This is a genomic window from Streptomyces sp. NPDC030143, from assembly GCF_055573695.1.
The window spans coordinates 76,253-92,088 of record NZ_JBVIAY010000016.1 but is presented as its reverse complement, the minus strand read 5'-3'; the positions used below and the strand labels follow the sequence as shown (position 1 = coordinate 92,088).

The 15,836-nt window shown below is 70.9% G+C and carries 12 protein-coding genes and 5 tRNA genes; 7 read left to right on the top strand and 10 right to left on the bottom strand.

Annotation, left to right across the window (positions count from 1 at the left end):
• Positions 1–104 precede the first annotated feature (104 nt).
• A complete protein-coding gene (gene ndgR / locus ACZ4YY_RS25610) occupies positions 105–818 on the top strand; it encodes an IclR family transcriptional regulator NdgR (protein ID WP_327326305.1) in 714 nt (237 codons plus the stop codon).
• Between the two features lie 203 nt (positions 819–1,021).
• On the opposite strand, the gene ACZ4YY_RS25605 is transcribed toward ndgR, so the two are convergent.
• A complete protein-coding gene (locus ACZ4YY_RS25605) occupies positions 1,022–1,504 on the bottom strand; it encodes a DUF4188 domain-containing protein (RefSeq protein ID WP_468294546.1) in 483 nt (160 codons plus the stop codon).
• 110 nt (positions 1,505–1,614) lie between these two features.
• Between ACZ4YY_RS25605 and ACZ4YY_RS25600 the strand changes: the two genes are divergently transcribed.
• Positions 1,615–2,262, top strand: coding sequence for a MerR family transcriptional regulator (locus ACZ4YY_RS25600; RefSeq protein ID WP_468294543.1), 648 nt, complete (start codon positions 1,615–1,617; stop codon positions 2,260–2,262).
• Between the two features lie 49 nt (positions 2,263–2,311).
• On the opposite strand, the gene ACZ4YY_RS25595 is transcribed toward ACZ4YY_RS25600, so the two are convergent.
• From ACZ4YY_RS25595 to ACZ4YY_RS25555, 9 genes are all read right to left on the bottom strand, one after another.
• A tRNA-Glu gene (locus ACZ4YY_RS25595) sits at positions 2,312–2,384 on the bottom strand.
• 28 nt (positions 2,385–2,412) lie between these two features.
• A tRNA-Gln gene (locus ACZ4YY_RS25590) sits at positions 2,413–2,484 on the bottom strand.
• 20 nt (positions 2,485–2,504) lie between these two features.
• Positions 2,505–2,577: transfer RNA gene (locus tag ACZ4YY_RS25585), tRNA-Glu, on the bottom strand.
• Positions 2,578–2,639: 62 nt separating this feature from the next.
• Positions 2,640–2,712: transfer RNA gene (locus ACZ4YY_RS25580), tRNA-Glu, on the bottom strand.
• Between the two features lie 42 nt (positions 2,713–2,754).
• Positions 2,755–2,826 (bottom strand) — tRNA-Gln (locus ACZ4YY_RS25575).
• 92 nt (positions 2,827–2,918) lie between these two features.
• Positions 2,919–3,653: an HAD family hydrolase gene (locus tag ACZ4YY_RS25570; RefSeq protein WP_468294540.1), complete on the bottom strand. Its 735-nt coding sequence runs from the start codon at positions 3,651–3,653 to the stop codon at positions 2,919–2,921.
• Between the two features lie 96 nt (positions 3,654–3,749).
• Entirely contained in the window at positions 3,750–5,234 is a 1,485-nt protein-coding gene (gene gltX / locus ACZ4YY_RS25565; protein ID WP_468294537.1) for a glutamate--tRNA ligase, read from the bottom strand.
• Positions 5,227–6,003, bottom strand: a complete 777-nt coding sequence (locus ACZ4YY_RS25560; protein ID WP_468294534.1) for a fumarylacetoacetate hydrolase family protein — start codon at positions 6,001–6,003, stop codon at positions 5,227–5,229. Before ACZ4YY_RS25560 ends, gltX begins: the two co-directional genes overlap by 8 nt.
• A 132-nt stretch (positions 6,004–6,135) precedes the next feature.
• On the bottom strand, positions 6,136–6,330 hold the full coding sequence (locus tag ACZ4YY_RS25555; RefSeq protein ID WP_468294531.1) for a hypothetical protein: 195 nt from the start codon (positions 6,328–6,330) through the stop codon (positions 6,136–6,138).
• 604 nt (positions 6,331–6,934) lie between these two features.
• Between ACZ4YY_RS25555 and ACZ4YY_RS25550 the strand changes: the two genes are divergently transcribed.
• The 5 genes from ACZ4YY_RS25550 to ACZ4YY_RS25530 all read left to right on the top strand — a co-directional run bounded on the left by ACZ4YY_RS25550 (position 6,935) and on the right by ACZ4YY_RS25530 (position 15,834).
• Positions 6,935–10,675, top strand: coding sequence for a sensor histidine kinase (locus ACZ4YY_RS25550; protein WP_468294528.1), 3,741 nt, complete (start codon positions 6,935–6,937; stop codon positions 10,673–10,675).
• A gap of 9 nt (positions 10,676–10,684) precedes the next feature.
• A complete protein-coding gene (locus tag ACZ4YY_RS25545; protein ID WP_003973453.1) occupies positions 10,685–11,098 on the top strand; it encodes a roadblock/LC7 domain-containing protein in 414 nt (137 codons plus the stop codon).
• A gap of 111 nt (positions 11,099–11,209) precedes the next feature.
• Positions 11,210–11,608, top strand: a complete 399-nt coding sequence (locus ACZ4YY_RS25540; RefSeq protein ID WP_019058642.1) for a DUF742 domain-containing protein — start codon at positions 11,210–11,212, stop codon at positions 11,606–11,608.
• The gene (locus ACZ4YY_RS25535; protein ID WP_132855910.1) at positions 11,589–12,164 is read left to right on the top strand and encodes a GTP-binding protein; all 576 of its coding nucleotides are present in this window, start codon (positions 11,589–11,591) and stop codon (positions 12,162–12,164) included. The genes ACZ4YY_RS25540 and ACZ4YY_RS25535 overlap by 20 nt, the downstream gene beginning before the upstream one ends.
• Before the next feature lie 376 nt (positions 12,165–12,540).
• A complete protein-coding gene (locus tag ACZ4YY_RS25530) occupies positions 12,541–15,834 on the top strand; it encodes a sensor histidine kinase (protein ID WP_468294524.1) in 3,294 nt (1,097 codons plus the stop codon).
• Positions 15,835–15,836: the final 2 nt, after the last annotated feature.

Here is a 15,836-nt window from a genome sequence, read left to right as displayed (position 1 = left end):
CGCCGCCAAGCCCGTTGGTCCGCGGGCCGCTGTGCATCCAAGGGTTGCGCGTCTCACGGAAAAATGAACTTGCGTTTCACAGAGTGAGACGGGAATATCGTTTCATGGACAACAGTAGCGGCGTCGGCGTTCTGGACAAGGCAGCCCTTGTCCTGAGCGCCCTGGAGTCCGGGCCGGCCACCCTCGCGGGACTGGTCGCGGCCACCGGACTCGCACGACCCACGGCTCACCGCCTGGCCGTGGCTCTGGAACACCACCGCATGGTGGCGCGCGACATGCAGGGCCGTTTCATTCTCGGCCCCCGCCTGGCAGAACTGGCCGCCGCGGCGGGTGAGGACCGTCTCCTCGCCACCGCCGGCCCGGTGCTCACCCACCTCCGTGACGTGACCGGCGAGAGCGCACAGCTCTACCGCCGCCAGGGCGACATGCGCATCTGCGTCGCCGCGGCGGAACGCCTGTCCGGCCTTCGGGACACGGTCCCGGTGGGCTCGACGCTCACGATGAAGGCCGGTTCGTCGGCGCAGATCCTCATGGCCTGGGAGGAGCCCGAGCGCCTCCACCGCGGCCTGCAGGGCGCCCGCTTCACGGCGACGGCCCTGTCAGGGGTGCGACGCCGGGGCTGGGCCCAGTCCATCGGCGAGCGCGAGCCGGGCGTGGCGTCCGTCTCCGCGCCGGTGCGCGGCCCCTCCAACCGCGTGGTGGCCGCCGTCTCGGTCTCCGGCCCCATCGAGCGCCTGACGCGCCACCCGGGCCGCATGCACGCCCAGGCGGTCATCGACGCCGCCGCCCGCCTCTCCGAGGCCCTGCGCCGCTCGTAGCAGGCGCTCCGCGCGAGAAAAGGGCCTGCCTCAACGCCGCGGCCGGCCCTTCGTCGCGCCCACGCCCCGCGGGGCCTCTCAGGGGTCCTTGCACCTACGCCCGCCGGGCCGCGCGGCCTGGTACCGCACCTCGCCGCGCTGTGCGGCACCGGACCACGCAGCCTGATCAGGCGCTCGGAGCGCAAGGACCCCTCAGTCCTCGCTCACGCCGCCCCGAGCCGCTCGGCCGCGCGTTCCCCGCGCCGCCCCACCGGCACGACGCCGGTCGCCCCGCCCAGGCCGAACGGGGGCATGTTCACGTACACCGACTCGTGCCCCCCGGCGGGCACGGCGTACGTCTCGTGCCAGAACCCGACCTTGTCCTTCCCCTCGCGCATCCGGCGGTTGAACGCCGCCCACGCCGGCCGGTGCTCCCCGTCCCCCGCCGAAGCGTAGGCGAAGAGCTTGTCCGTCGACTCCCAGTACTGCACGACGTACAGCACCCGCGGCCCCAGCAGCGTCTGGAAGCCGAGCAGGCCGCGGCCCTTCTCCCGCGACAGTTCCCGCAGCATGCGCGGCATGGCCTTCGCGACCGGCCACCAACTGCGCACCGCCAGCGGGCTGTTGAAGCGCATCCCGATCAGGAACACCACTACGTCCCCGTTCGTGTCCGCCGTCATCCGCCCCGCGATCGGCTTGTCACCCATGACGAACCCCACCTTTCCGAAGCCGTTGGATAGTGCCGCTATCCATGCTTGGATAGTGTCACTCTCCAAGCGAGGGCGCAAGCGGTACCGGCAAGGAAGCGGAGCGGTTGATGAGGCTGTCGGAGCTGAGCAGGCGCAGTGGCGTCGCCACGGCCACGGTGAAGTTCTATCTGCGCGAGGGCCTGCTCCCCCCGGGTCGCCGGATCACCGCGACGCAGTCCGAGTACGACGACGAGCATCTGCGCCGACTGCGCCTGGTGCGGGCGTTGATCCAGGTCGGCGGGGTCTCCGTGGCCTCGGCGCGCGAGGTGCTGGCAGCCCTGGACAACGACTCGCTGGACCACAACGAGCGGCTGGGCACCGCCGTGTGGGCCCTGCCGCACGGTCCGGCCGCGAACGAGGAGGACCCGACGACCGCGACAGCCCGAAGCCGCGCGGACACGCTCCTGGAGCGGCTCGGCTGGACCTACGGCCGCACCCCCGAGGGCGCTCCGCCCGCTTACGGGATGCTGGTGACCGCCATCGCCGCCCTGGAGCGGCTCGGATACCCCTGCGACGTCGACGACTTGGAGCCGTACGGCCGTGCGCTGGCACGGCTGGCGGTGACCGACCTGGATCTGGTCGAGCGCTACGGCGGATCGCCGGACGAGCAGGTGGAGGCGGCCGTGGCTCTGACCGTGCTGTACGAGCCGGTGCTGCTCGCCCTGCGCCGGCTGGCGGAGGCGGAGGAGTCGCGCCGCAGGTTCGGCGGGACATGAGGGGGAAACGCCGACGGGCCTCCACCGAAGTGGAGGCCCGTCGATCGCGTACCCCCGACCGGATTCGAACCGGCGCTACCGCCTTGAGAGGGCGGCGTGCTAGGCCGCTACACAACGGGGGCGTGGACACTGCGTTTCCGCAGGTCCGAGCTGGTCTACCTGGACTCGAACCAAGACTAACTGAACCAGAATCAGTCGTGCTGCCAATTACACCATAGACCAATGTGGTTTAGACCAGTCAGTACCCCCGACCGGATTCGAACCGGCGCTACCGCCTTGAGAGGGCGGCGTGCTAGGCCGCTACACAACGGGGGCCCTAGCGATCCTGCATCAAGACCGGCGGGAGCTACCCTGACCAACCTCGCGGGAAGGATCTGTACCCCCGACCGGATTCGAACCGGCGCTACTGCCTTGAGAGGGCAGCGTGCTAGGCCGCTACACAACGGGGGCTTTGTGGAGTCGATCTCCACGAATGCAGATGAGCTCTGCGAGCTGGCCTACCTGGACTCGAACCAAGACTAACTGAACCAGAATCAGTCGTGCTGCCAATTACACCATAGGCCACTGGAACGCAAGCCCCGGAGGGGATCTTGTTCTAGTTCGCTCCCCCGGGTTTCCGGCCTTTCGGCCCGCTCCCCGGCGGCGCAGGAAGAACATTACCCGAAGGTGGACTGCGCTCCAAAACGGGTATCGGCGCCGAGGACGGCGGGCAGTTCGGCGAGGGTGACGATCCGGTGCCGTCCGGAGGGCAGCTCGACGGTGGCGGCGCCGCCGCAGCGGTCGATCCACACCGACAGCAGGCCGGCGTCCGCGGCGCCCTGGCCGTCGATCTCCGGGTGGTCGCCGACGTACGCGACCTCGTGCGGGGGCAGGTCGAGGGCCTCGCAGGCGGCGAGGAAGGCCCCGGGCTCCGGCTTGGAGACGCCTAGCTCGGCGGCGCACAGGATCGCCTCGAAGCGGTCGTGGACGCCGAGGACGCGCAGCTTGCGGTCCTGGACGTGGATGCTGGAGTTGGAGAGCACCGCGTGCCGGTGGCTTGCGGCCAGGGCGTCCAGGACCGGCAGCACGTCCGGGAAGAGCGCCCAGGCGGCCTCGTAGTGGGTGATGTACCGCTCGAACCAGGCGTCTGCCTCGGAGTCGGTCAGCTCCGCCCGTCCGAGGAAGACGCGGACGCGGTCCCTGCGCTGGCCCCGGAAGTCGGTCTCGCCCGCCGCGAACCGGGCCCACTGCTGGTCGGTGACCTCCCGCCATCGCGCGATGGCCTGCTCGGCGGTGCCGTACCCAGCGAGCAGGCCCTCGGCGGCGAGGTGCTCGCGCATACCGGTGCGGTCCGCGCTCGAGTAGTCGAAGAGGGTGTCGTCCACGTCCCAGACCACGGCGCGAATGTTCATCATCCGACGGTAACGCGACGCCCCTGGGCGTGTCCGGCCAACCGCAGAAGGGGCGGCGACCGGTGATCCGGTCGCCGCCCCTCCCGCGGGTGCGCGTTACGCCGCCAGCCTCGCCAGCGCCGCGTCGATCCGGGCCAGCGCCCTGTCCTTGCCCAGCACCTCCAGGGACTCGAAGAGGGGCAGGCCGACCGTGCGGCCGGTGACGGCCACGCGGACGGGGGCCTGGGCCTTGCCGAGCTTGAGGCCGTGCGCCTCGCCGGCGGCCAGGACGGCCTCCTTCAGGGACTCGGGGGAGCTCCAGTCCGCCGACTCCAGCTTCTCCCGCGCCGTGCGCAGCAGGGCGTCGCTGCCCTCCTTCATCGCCTTCGTCCAGCTCGCCTCGTCGAAGACCGGCTCGGGCAGGAACAGGAAGTCGACGTTGTCGGTGATCTCGGAGAGCACCTTCAGGCGGGTCTGCGCGTGCGGGGCGACGGCCTGCCACCTGGCCTCGTCGAAGTCCTCCGGCGCCCAGGGGGCGAAGGGGGCCTTCAGCCACGGACGGCAGCGCTCGGTGAAGTCCTTCACGTCCAGCAGGCGGATGTGGTCGGCGTTGATGGCCTCGCACTTCTTCAGGTCGAAGCGGGCCGGGTTGGGGTTGACGTCGGCGATGTCGAAGGCCGCGACCAGCTCGTCGGTGGTGAAGACGTCCCGGTCTGCGGAGAGCGACCACCCCAGCAGGGAGAGGTAGTTGAGCAGCCCCTCCGGCAGGAAACCGCGCTCGCGGTAGAGGTTGAGCGAGGACTGCGGGTCGCGCTTGGAGAGCTTCTTGTTGCCCTCGCCCATCACGTACGGCAGGTGGCCGAACTGCGGGATGTCCTGGGCGACGCCCAGCTCGATCAGCGCCTTGTACAGGGCGATCTGGCGGGGGGTGGAGGAGAGCAGGTCCTCGCCGCGCAGGACGTGGGTGATCTCCATCAGGGCGTCGTCGACCGGGTTGACCAGGGTGTAGAGCGGGGCGCCGTTGGCGCGGACGATGCCGTAGTCCGGGACGTTCTCCGCGGTGAAGGTCAGCTCGCCGCGGACGAGGTCCGTGAAGGTGATCGTCTCGTCGGGCATCCGGAAGCGGACGATGGGCGCGCGGCCCTCGGCGGTGTACTGCTCGACCTGCCCGGCGGTCAGCTCACGGCAGTGGCCGTCGTAGCCGGAGGGCCGGCCGGCGGCGCGGGCGGCCTCGCGGCGGGTGTCCAGCTCCTCCTGGGAGCAGTAGCAGTGGTAGGCGTGGCCGGCGTCCAGCAGCTTGGCCGCGACGTCCCGGTAGATGTCCATGCGCTGGGACTGCCGGTAGGGCGCGTGCGGGCCGCCGATGTCGGGGCCCTCGTCCCAGTCGAAGCCCAGCCAGCCCAGGGAGTCGAGCAGCTGCCGGTAGGACTCCTCGGAGTCGCGGGCCGCGTCGGTGTCCTCGATGCGGAAGACCAGCGTGCCCTGGTGGTGCTTGGCGAACGCCCAGTTGAACAGGGCCGTCCGGACCAGGCCCACGTGGGGGTTACCGGTGGGCGACGGACAGAAACGGACGCGGACGGGGGAGCCGGGTGCGCTAGCCACGCTTGACAACCTTGTTGGTGAGAGTGCCGATGCCTTCGATGGTGACGGCGACCTCGTCGCCGACAGCCAGGGGGCCGACCCCTGCCGGGGTGCCCGTGAGGATCACGTCGCCGGGGAGCAGCGTCATGGCCTCGGTGATGTTGACGATCAGATCCTCGATGGAGTGGATCATCTCGCCGGTGCGGCCGAGCTGGCGCTGCTGGCCGTTGACCGTGAGCTGGATGGTGAGGTCGCTCGGGTCGAGGTCGGTCTCCACCCAGGGGCCCAGCGGGCAGGAGGTGTCGAAGCCCTTGGCGCGCGCCCACTGTTTCTCGCGGCGCTGGACGTCGCGGGCGGTGACGTCGTTGGCGCAGGTGTAGCCGAAGATCACGTCCCGGACGCGCTCGCGCGGGACCTCGCGGCACATGCGGCCGATGACGACGGCGAGTTCCGCCTCGTGGTGGAGCTCGGACGAGAAGGGCGGGTACTGGATGGCGTCGCCGGAGCCGATGACCGAGGTGGACGGCTTGAAGAAGGCGAACGGGGCGTCGGGCACCTCGTTGCCCAGCTCGCGCGCGTGCTCGGCGTAGTTGCGGCCGAAGGCCACGACCTTGTTGGGCAGCACGGGCGGGAGCAGCCGGACCTTGCTCAGCGGCACCTTCGTGCCGGAGAGCTGGTAGTCCGCGAACGGGATGCCCTTGATGATGTCGAGGACGAGCTCGTCCGGCTTGTCGCCCTCGACCGCGCCGAAGGCGACGTTCCCGTCGATGGAGAACCTGGCGATGCGCACGGGTTGGTTGGCCCCTTGACTGAGCTGGCTGGAGTGTGACGCTCCAGGCTAACGCGGAAGGGCGTCCCCGGTCGGGGACGCCCTTGACATCCGTGGGTGGCCGCCGTGAGCATACGGCGGCCCCGGCCCGTACTACGGGGCGAGGGAGGCGGCGGCCGCCACGGGGACCTCGGTGAGGATGGTGCGCTTGGGGTTGGCGGTCTGGGCCGGCAGCTCGACGGGGTGCTCCTGCTGCTCCGGGAGCTGCAGTTCGTCGGCGTCCTTGAGGTGCGCCAGCGTCGTGCGTCGCGGGTTGGCGATCTTGTGGAACATCGTCGTCGTCTTCACTGTTGTACGGAGCCCTGTCGTGTGGGCGCGCCCGGAGGGCCGGTCAGCGGTCCTCGCGAGCGCGCGGCTTGTCGGGTTTGCCAATTCTGTAAAACCTCAGGCTAAACACGCCATTCCCGGTGAACGCGTGAAGGTCTCATGATCCGCGTGTGAGTTTGCTCACGAATCATCGCTTAAATCGGTCAATTCAGACCCCTGATGGACTGTCCCGAAACGGACATTTTGCACCTGAAGCGCTCATTCCGCTCCTGATCATGGCGACTGGGACACCCCTCGCCCCCCTGCGCTTCGTTCCGAGATGCCTGGATTGTCCGGGATCGGCTTCTACGTGCCGTAACGCTCCCCTCACACGCCGTCACGGAGGTCACAGCCCGGACAACGGGCCTTGTTGGAGATCCTGCACTGTGCTGGAATTCCACGGACCGCCGCGGGATCGAGCCGGCGCGCAGGGGGCGCACAGAAGCGCCGAGTGGCGGTGAGAAGGGGGAGCCAGCGCCGGTCACTCACGATCACCCGGGGAGCGCATTCAGGGCGCCCCCCAACACGCCGACACCCGTCTCTCCGTTCACCCGGAGGGGCGCCTGGTCCAGAGGTTGCGACGCTAGTGCAGGGACGTTTCAAGAGGGATGGCAGCGCTTCGGCGGAGCCGGAGCCGCACGGCGGGACCGACCGCGGTTCCTCGCCCCAGCACGCCCAGAACCCGGCCCCGACCGGCGACGGCGGCGGCGGGCGCCCCGGCGCGTCCGCGTCGTCGAGCGCTCTCCCCCCGACTCCGACGGTCAAGCCCCCGGCCGGCTCCCCCGGCCCCGGCTCTCGCGTGGCGCTGCGCAACTGGCGCATCTCCACCCGCCTGGTGGCACTGCTGACGCTCCCCGTGGTCGCCGCCACCACGCTGGGCACACTGCGCATCAACCAGTCGATGGACGACATCCAGCAGCTCGACAACATGAAGCTGCTGACGGACATGACCAAGCAGGCCACCACCCTGGCCATCGCCCTGCAGAACGAGCGTGACGAGTCGGCCGGTCCGCTGGCGCACGGCGCGACGGCCGCCGACTTCACCATCAAGGGCGTCCGCGAGAAGACCGACCGGCAGCTGACCGCGTTCAGCGACGCCTCGGAGGAGATCGACGCCAAGAGCGCCGACGGCAACCTCCAGGGCGTCCGCGACAGCCTCGTGGGTCTCCTCGGCGACCTCGGCAACCTCGCCAAGATCCGCAAGTCGGCGTACGCGGAGAAGGAGAACTCCACCCAGACGGTGGAGGCCTACCACCGCCTCATCACCGGTCTGCTCGACCTCTCCGAGGACATGGCGCAGGCCACCAGCAACCCGGAGATGATCCAGCGCACGCGCGCCCTGGCCGCCTTCTCCGCCGCCAAGGAGTACGCCTCCATCCAGCGCGCCGTGCTCGCGGCCGCGCTGCCGGTGAACAAGACCATCGCCGGCCGGCTGTCGGAGAACGACCGCCAGTACGCCGAGGCCGCGCTGCAGAACCAGGACTCCGAGCTCGCGAGCTTCCGCAGCATCTACGGCGACGACAGCGCCGAGGAACTGCTCAAGCCCATCGAGCAGGGCAACCCGACCATCGTGGACGCCGACACCTACGCCACCCGTGCGCTCGGCTCCACCAGCGGTATCGCCCAGCAGGACAAGCGGTCGTACCAGGACTGGATGGACGCCAGTACGACCAAGATCGACCAGATGGGCAACATCGAGACCACGCTGCTCGAGGACATGGAGCAGAAGGCCCGTGAGCTGCGCGCCGAGTCGGAGCGCGAGGCGATCATCTCCGGTGCGCTGATCCTGCTCGTGCTCGGTGTGTCGCTGGTCGGCGCGTTCGTCGTCGCCCGGTCCATGATCCGCTCGCTGCGCCGCCTGCAGGAGACCGCCACCAAGGTCGCCCAGGACCGTCTGCCCGAGCTGGTCAAGCAGCTGTCCGAGTCCGACCCGCAGGACGTCGACACGTCCGTGGAGTCGGTCGGTGTGCACTCCCGGGACGAGATCGGCCAGGTGGCCGCGGCCTTCGACGACGTGCACCGCGAGGCGGTCCGCCTCGCCGCCGAGCAGGCCCTGCTGCGGGGCAACGTCAACGCGATGTTCACCAACCTCTCGCGCCGCTCCCAGGGCCTCATCCAGCGTCAGCTGTCGCTGATCTCCGAACTGGAGTCCCGCGAGGCCGACCCGGACCAGCTGTCCTCGCTGTTCAAGCTCGACCACCTCGCGACCCGCATGCGCCGTAACGGCGAGAACCTCCTCGTCCTCGCCGGTGAGGAGCCGGGCCGCCGCTGGACCCGTCCGGTGCCGCTGGTCGACGTGCTGCGCGCCGCCGCGTCCGAGGTGGAGCAGTACGAGCGCATCGAGCTGGCCTCCGTGCCGACCACCGAAGTGGCCGGCCGGGTCGTCAACGACCTCGTGCACCTGCTCGCCGAGCTGCTGGAGAACGCCACCTCGTTCTCCTCGCCCCAGACCAAGGTCAAGGTCACCGGTCACGCGCTGCCCGACGGCCGCGTCCTGATCGAGATCCACGACACCGGCATCGGCCTCTCCCCCGAGGACCTCGCCGCGATCAACGAGCGGCTCGCCTCGCCACCCACCGTGGACGTCTCCGTCTCCCGCCGCATGGGCCTCTTCGTGGTCGGTCGTCTGTCGCAGCGGCACGGCATCCGCATCCAGCTCCGCCCGTCCGACTCCGGTGGCACGACCGCGCTGGTCATGCTGCCCGTGGATGTCGCCCAGGGCGGCAAGAAGCCCCAGCCCAAGCCCGGCCAGGGCGGCGTCTCCGGCGGTCCCGCCGCGGCGCAGGCCGCCGCCGGTGCCGCCGCTGCGCGTCGGCAGAACGGGCAGAACGGCCAGCAGGGCGGCGCCCTCGGGGCCGGCCCCGGCAACGCGGGACGGCTCGCCGGTCAGGGTCCCCGGGCCGCGCTGCCCGGCCGCGACGGCGGGGGCCGTCCCGGCGCACCGCGCGGGCCGCAGGCCCCGGCCGGTGGTGGCGCGGGCTTCGGCGGTCAGGCGCCCGGCGCGCCGCAGGGTCTCCAGGCGGCCGGCGCCGGTGCGCCCGGCCAGGGCCAGGACCTGTTCGGCGGCGGGCGTCCCGCCGGTCCGCCGCAGCGCCCCCACGACAACCGGCCCGAGCAGGGCGGTCGCGGGCGTCAGCCGCAGCTGCCGCCGCGCGGCGGGCCCCGTGCCGAGCTGCCGGGCGGCAACCCGCAGCCCTCGCGCGCCGCGAGCTGGGGCGACGACAACGCCCAGCCGCCGGTGCAGCGCACCCCGCTGGACGCCCCGCGCGGCCACGAGGAGCCGGACGTCGCCCAGACCTCGCGCATGCCGCGCGTCGACGACCGTCAGGGTCCCGGCTCCACCGCCGAGATACCGCGCATCGACGACCGTCAGGGCCAGGGCGGCCCCGCCGACTTCGCGCGCCCCGACGCGGGCGGCCCCCAGGCCACCGGGCAGTTCCCCGGCGCGGGCGGCGGCTACCCGGGTCAGGACACCGGGCAGTTCCCCGGCGGCGCCCAGGACACCGGGCAGTTCCCGGCGCCCGGCGGCAACGGTGCCGGTGCGGGCGGTCAGCAGGACGGCTTCGTCCGCTCCGACGTCTTCGGCTCCCCGAGCCACCGGAACAACCCGGCGGGTCCGGGCCGGTTCGCCGCCCCGTCCGCTCCGCAGAACTACGACAACGGCTCCACCGGCCAGTTCGCCCCGCAGGGCTACGACGACCCCTCCACCGGCCAGCACTCCCTGCCCGGCCGTCAGGACCCCGCGTCCACGGGCCAGTTCCAGCGCCCGCAGGTCGGCGGTGCCAACGGCTACGGCGCTCCGCAGCAGCCGGTCCCGCCGCGTTCCGCCGCCCGCCCCGAGCCGGAGGCCCTGCCGCCGGCCCAGGGCCCGGGCGACGGCCGCACCCCGCTGTACGACACGCTGGAGACCAACTGGTTCCACGGCGGGCAGCAGGGCGGCGACGGCACCATCGGCGGCAACGGTTCCGCTCCGGCGGCGCCGCAGCGGCAGGAGCCGCAGCAGGCTCCGGCCGCCCCCCAGCGTCCCGCGGGCGGTGCCTGGCGCACCTCGCCCAACGACGAGCTCGTCCGGCAGGCCGAGCGCGTCCGGCAGCCCGCCGCGGGCGGCGTCACCACGTCCGGCCTGCCGCGCCGCGTCCCCCGGGCGAACCTCGTCCCGGGCACGGCTCAGCAGCAACAGCACCAAACCGGTCCGCAGGTCTCGCGTGCGCCTGACGACGTGCGCGGACGGCTGACCAATCTCCGTCGGGGCATCGCGCAGGGTCGTCAGGCCGGCAACGGTCAGACCGGCAGTTTCCCGAGCCCCACTCACCAGCAGGAGCGTTAGTTGAGCCAGATGAGCCAGGCAGCACAGAACCTGAACTGGTTGATCACCAACTTCGTGGACAACACCCCCGGGGTGTCCCACACCGTCGTGGTGTCCGCCGACGGGCTCCTGCTCGCGATGTCCGAGGGCTTTCCGCGCGACCGCGCCGACCAGCTGGCGGCCGTGGCGTCGGGGCTCACCTCACTGACCGCGGGAGCCTCCCGGATCTTCGAGGGCGGCAACGTGGCGCAGACCGTCGTCGAGATGGAGCGGGGATTCCTCTTCCTCATGTCCGTCTCGGACGGCTCGTCCCTCGCCGTGCTCGCGCACCCCGAGTGCGACATCGGCCTCGTCGGCTACGAGATGGCGCTCCTCGTCGACCGTGCGGGTGCGGTGCTCACGCCCGACCTGCGCGCCGAGCTCCAGGGCAGTCTGCTGCACTGACCGTCACCGGCACCACCCGCCTCACGAAATCACCGTCCGGCCGACACAACCCCCCCACCGGCCGACGGACGGCACGACTGACCGAGACATGCTGTCCCGCCCGGAGGATTCATGACCCCGCCCACCGCCTCTCATGATCCGTACGCGGAGCCGTACGGGGACGAGGGCGACCAGCCGCTGGTGCGTCCGTACGCGATGACCGGCGGCCGGACCCGGCCGCGCTACCAGCTCGCCATCGAGGCGCTGATCAGCACCACGGCCGACCCGGCAGCGCTCATGGGGCTCCTCCCCGAGCACCAGCGCATCTGCCATCTGTGCCGTGAGGTGAAGTCGGTCGCGGAGGTGTCGGCTCTTCTGGCCATGCCGCTGGGCGTGGCGCGGATCCTCGTCGCGGACCTCGCCGAGGCCGGCCTGGTGGCCATCCACCAGCCGGGCGGCGACGAGAACAACGGCGGCGCACCGGACGTGACGCTGCTCGAAAGGGTGCTCAGTGGACTTCGCAAGCTCTGACGGGGGCCGGGCCACCACCTCGGCGAAGATCGTGGTGGCGGGTGGCTTCGGCGTGGGCAAGACCACGTTCGTAGGCGCCGTCTCGGAGATCAACCCGCTGCGCACCGAGGCCGTGATGACGTCCGCGAGCGCGGGCATCGACGACCTCACCCACACCGGGGACAAGACCACCACCACGGTGGCCATGGACTTCGGCCGCATCACCCTGGACCAGGACCTGATCCTCTACCTGTTCGGTACGCCGGGTCAGGACCGGTTCTGGTTCATGTGGGACGACCTGGTGCGCGGTGCGATCGGCGCGGTGGTCCTGGTGGACACCCGCCGGCTCGCCGACTGCTTCCCCGCGGTCGACTACTTCGAGAACTCCGGCCTGCCGTTCGTCGTCGCCCTCAACGGCTTCGACGGGCAGCAGCCGTACCAGCCGGAGGAGGTGCGCGAGGCGCTGCAGATCGGGCCGGACACCCCGATCATCACGACGGACGCCCGCCACCGCGCGGACGCCAAGTCGGCGCTGATCACGCTGGTCGAGCACGCCTTGATGGCCCGTCTGCGTTGATCTTCAAATCCGCGATGCGATACGGCAGTTGTCGTAGACGTTTCGGAGCCGGCTGTGGCCTTTGACACGGCCGGCTCCGGTGTTCATAACGTTTCGGCAGAGGAATCCGGTGGTATGGCCACGCGTCGCGGTCACTCGGTCTCGCTGTGCGCACGAAGGCCCCGTCATTTGGCGGGGCTCGCTCTTTTTGACCGTTTTATCTGGGTCTTACATCACGTCGAATCTACTCTTCTCACTGTTTGGAAGAGCACTGGTCGTCGTGCTGGAATGCCTGAACTGCCCAATAGTCAATGACGTACTCATGGTCGATGGCTGACCGGGCTTTGAGAAACTGCGGCACGACGTAGGTGCCGACCGCCGAGAGGTTGTTGGTCGAGTGAGGCGAAGCAAGAAAAGTCCCGAGCCGGCGGCGCGGGGCAACTTCACCCCGCCGCCGCGCGGAGCGGCGTCCGCCCCTGTGCCCGGTTCGGAGCCGACGGCCGCACCCGCCAAGAGCGGTGGCCGCCTCTCCCCGCGCAACTGGCGGGTGCCGACCCGGCTGAACGCGATCCTGCTCATACCCGTGCTGGTCGGCCTGGTCATGGGCGGCTTCCAGGTGAAGAGTTCGATCGACACCTGGCAGGAGGCCCGCGACGCCGAGAAGGTCGCGAAGATCGTCGCCGCCGCCGGTGATTACGCCGAAGCCCTCCTCAACGAGCGGGACGTCTCCGCCGAGCCGCTGCTGCAGAACAAGAAGGACAGCCCGGTCGTCAAGGACGCGCGGGCCGTCACCGACCAGAAGGCCGCCGCCTTCCACAAGGAAGTCGTCGGCATGCCGGCCAAGCAGGGCCTGGAGCGCCGGCTCCAGCTGGTGGAGGAGGCGGAGCCCACCCTCGCCAAGGTCCGCGAGGCCGCCTACACCGCGGCGATGGACCCGGTGCGGACCGAAGAGGGCTACGTCGCCGTCGAGCACCTGCTCATGGAGTTCTCCAACGAGCTGGGTCTGGGCACCGGGAACATCACCGCCTACGGCCGTACGGTCTACGCGATCGCCCTGGCCAAGGGCGCCGAGTCGCTCCAGCGCTCCATCGGCATGCACCTGCTGGTGCGGCCGAGCCCCGACGAGAAGATCCGCGCCCAGCAGATCACCGCCTTCACCTCCTACGCCTACCTCGAGCGGGTCGCGCTCCAGGAGTACATCTCCGGCGGCACCACCGAGGACGCCGCGCGGCTGACCTCGGTCATGAAGGAGAAGCAGGCCGAGGGCGAGAAGCAGGCCGCCGACGCCAAGGCCAGGGCCGACGCCGCGGGCCAGGACTTCGTGGCCCCGCCGTCCATGGAGGACATGATCACGGCGATCGGCAGCGGCAGGAGCCCCGCCCAGCTCGCCGAGTCGGGCGTCACGGCGAAGGCGTGGATGACGGCCGCGACGCTGAAGTTCGAGGGCTACAGCGAGATCGAGAAGGCACTCATCGACCGCGCGGTGACCGACGCCGGGCAGATCGCCTCCGATGCCCAGCAGGACGCCGTCGTCAACGGCGGCATCGTCATCATCGCCCTGCTCACAGCCTTCATCATCGCCTCACTCATGGCCCGCCAGATGAGCCAGGCCATGCGCCAGCTGCGCAACGCCGCCTTCGGCATCGCCGAGCAGCGCCTGCCGATGCTGGTCGACCAGCTCTCGCGCACCGACCCCGGCCGCGTCGACACCCGTGTCCAGGCCATCCCGATCACCACCACCGACGAGATCGGCGAGGTCGCCCGCGCCTTCGACCAGGTCCACCGCGAGGCGGTCCGACTGGCCGCCGAGCAGGCCCTGCTGCGGGGCAACATCAACGCGATCTTCACCAACCTGTCGCGCCGCAACCAGTCGCTGATCGAGGGTCAGCTGACCCTGATCACCGACCTGGAGAACAACGAGGCCGACCCGGATCAGCTGGAGAACCTCTTCCGCCTGGACCACCTCGCGACCCGTATGCGCCGCAACGGCGAGAACCTCCTGGTCCTCGCCGGCGAGGAGCCCGGCCGCCGCTGGGACCAGCCGGTCCCGCTGGTCGACGTGCTGCGCGCCGCCTCCTCCGAGGTGGAGCAGTACGAGCGCATCGAGCTCTCCGGCGTCCCGGAGGCCGAGATCCACGGCCGTGCCGTGACCGACCTCGTGCACCTGCTCGCCGAGCTGCTGGAGAACGCCACCACGTTCTCCTCCCCGCAGACCAAGGTCCGCGTCACCGCGACCCGTCTGCCCGACGGCCGCGTCATGATCGAGATCCACGACAAGGGCATCGGCCTGACGGCCGAGGACTTCGCGGACATCAACCACAAGCTGGCCAACCCGCCGACCGTGGACGCCGCGATCTCCCAGCGCATGGGCCTCTTCGTGGTCGGCCGGCTGTCCGACCGGCACGGCATCCGCGTCCAGCTGCGTCCCTCGGGCGAGCAGGCCGGCACCACCTCGCTGGTCATGCTGCCGGACGCGATCACGCACGGCGGCGGCGGCGAGCAGACCACGGGCGGCGACGAGTTCACCGTCTCGCAGATCATCCCGGAGCAGCAGTACCAGGGTGAGGACTTCACCCAGCTCCCGCCGATGCGCACCGCGGCCGAGCTCGGCTTCGACGACAGCCGCTACTCCGAGGTCCCCGACGACCTGCGCGATCTGGACCCGGTGGGCCGTTCCCTGATGCGCGAGGAGCGCAGGGCGGCGCTGGAGGCCCAGTCGAACGGCCAGCCCGGCCAGCCGCAACAGCAGCAGCCGGCCGAGACCCAGGCGTTCGCCGACGGCTTCGACCAGACGCAGCAGCAGTCGGCGTACGACGCCTCCCGGAACGGCTACCCCGGCGCCCAGAACGGCTACGACTCCGGCACGACGGCCTTCCCTGAGCAGTCCACCGGCTACGACCGGCAGACGGCGTACGACGAGCAGCAGCGTCCGGCGTACGAGGACCCGTACACGACGTCGAACAACGGTCTGCCGCAGGCGGACGGCTTCTCCCCGAACGGCTCCCTGCCGCACCGCGACACCTTCGGGTCGAACGGCGGCTACCCGGACCCCGCGTATGCGGAGCCGGTCCAGGAGGAGCGCGCGCCGTCCCAGCCGTCCGCGCCGCAGGGCTTCCCCTCCTACGACGGGCAGTCCTACCAGGACGACTGGCCGCAGCAGAACGGCTACCACAACGGCTACCCGGACCAGTACGCTCCGGAAGCGGAATCCGCGCAGGCCGCTGACGCGAGCGACCAGGACCGCGTAGGCTTCGACCGTCCGGGACCGGCCGACGCCGCCGTCCACGAGCTGACCGACGCCGGGCTCCCCCGTCGCGGATCCCCCGCAGCGAGCGGTTCGAACGGCTCGCGGCCCGCGAACCAGGAAGCGCCGGCTCCCGCTTCGGAGGGCAACGGCGACAGCTGGCGCTCGGCGAACGACGAGCGCTGGCAGCAGGCCGCACAGCTCCGGAAGCCCAAGGCGGGCGGGGTCACCTCCTCCGGCCTGCCGCGGCGGGTACCCAAGGCCAACCTGGTCGAGGGAGCCGCCGAGACCACCCCCCAGGGAGGTCCACAGATCTCCCGCGCCCCGGAGGACGTGCGAGGCAGGTTGAGCAACCTGCGTCGCGGTGTCCAGCGCGGACGCAACGCAGGCAGTGAAACGAACGGCCAGGGCTTCGGTCCTGACAGCACCTACAACCAGGAGCGTTAGTG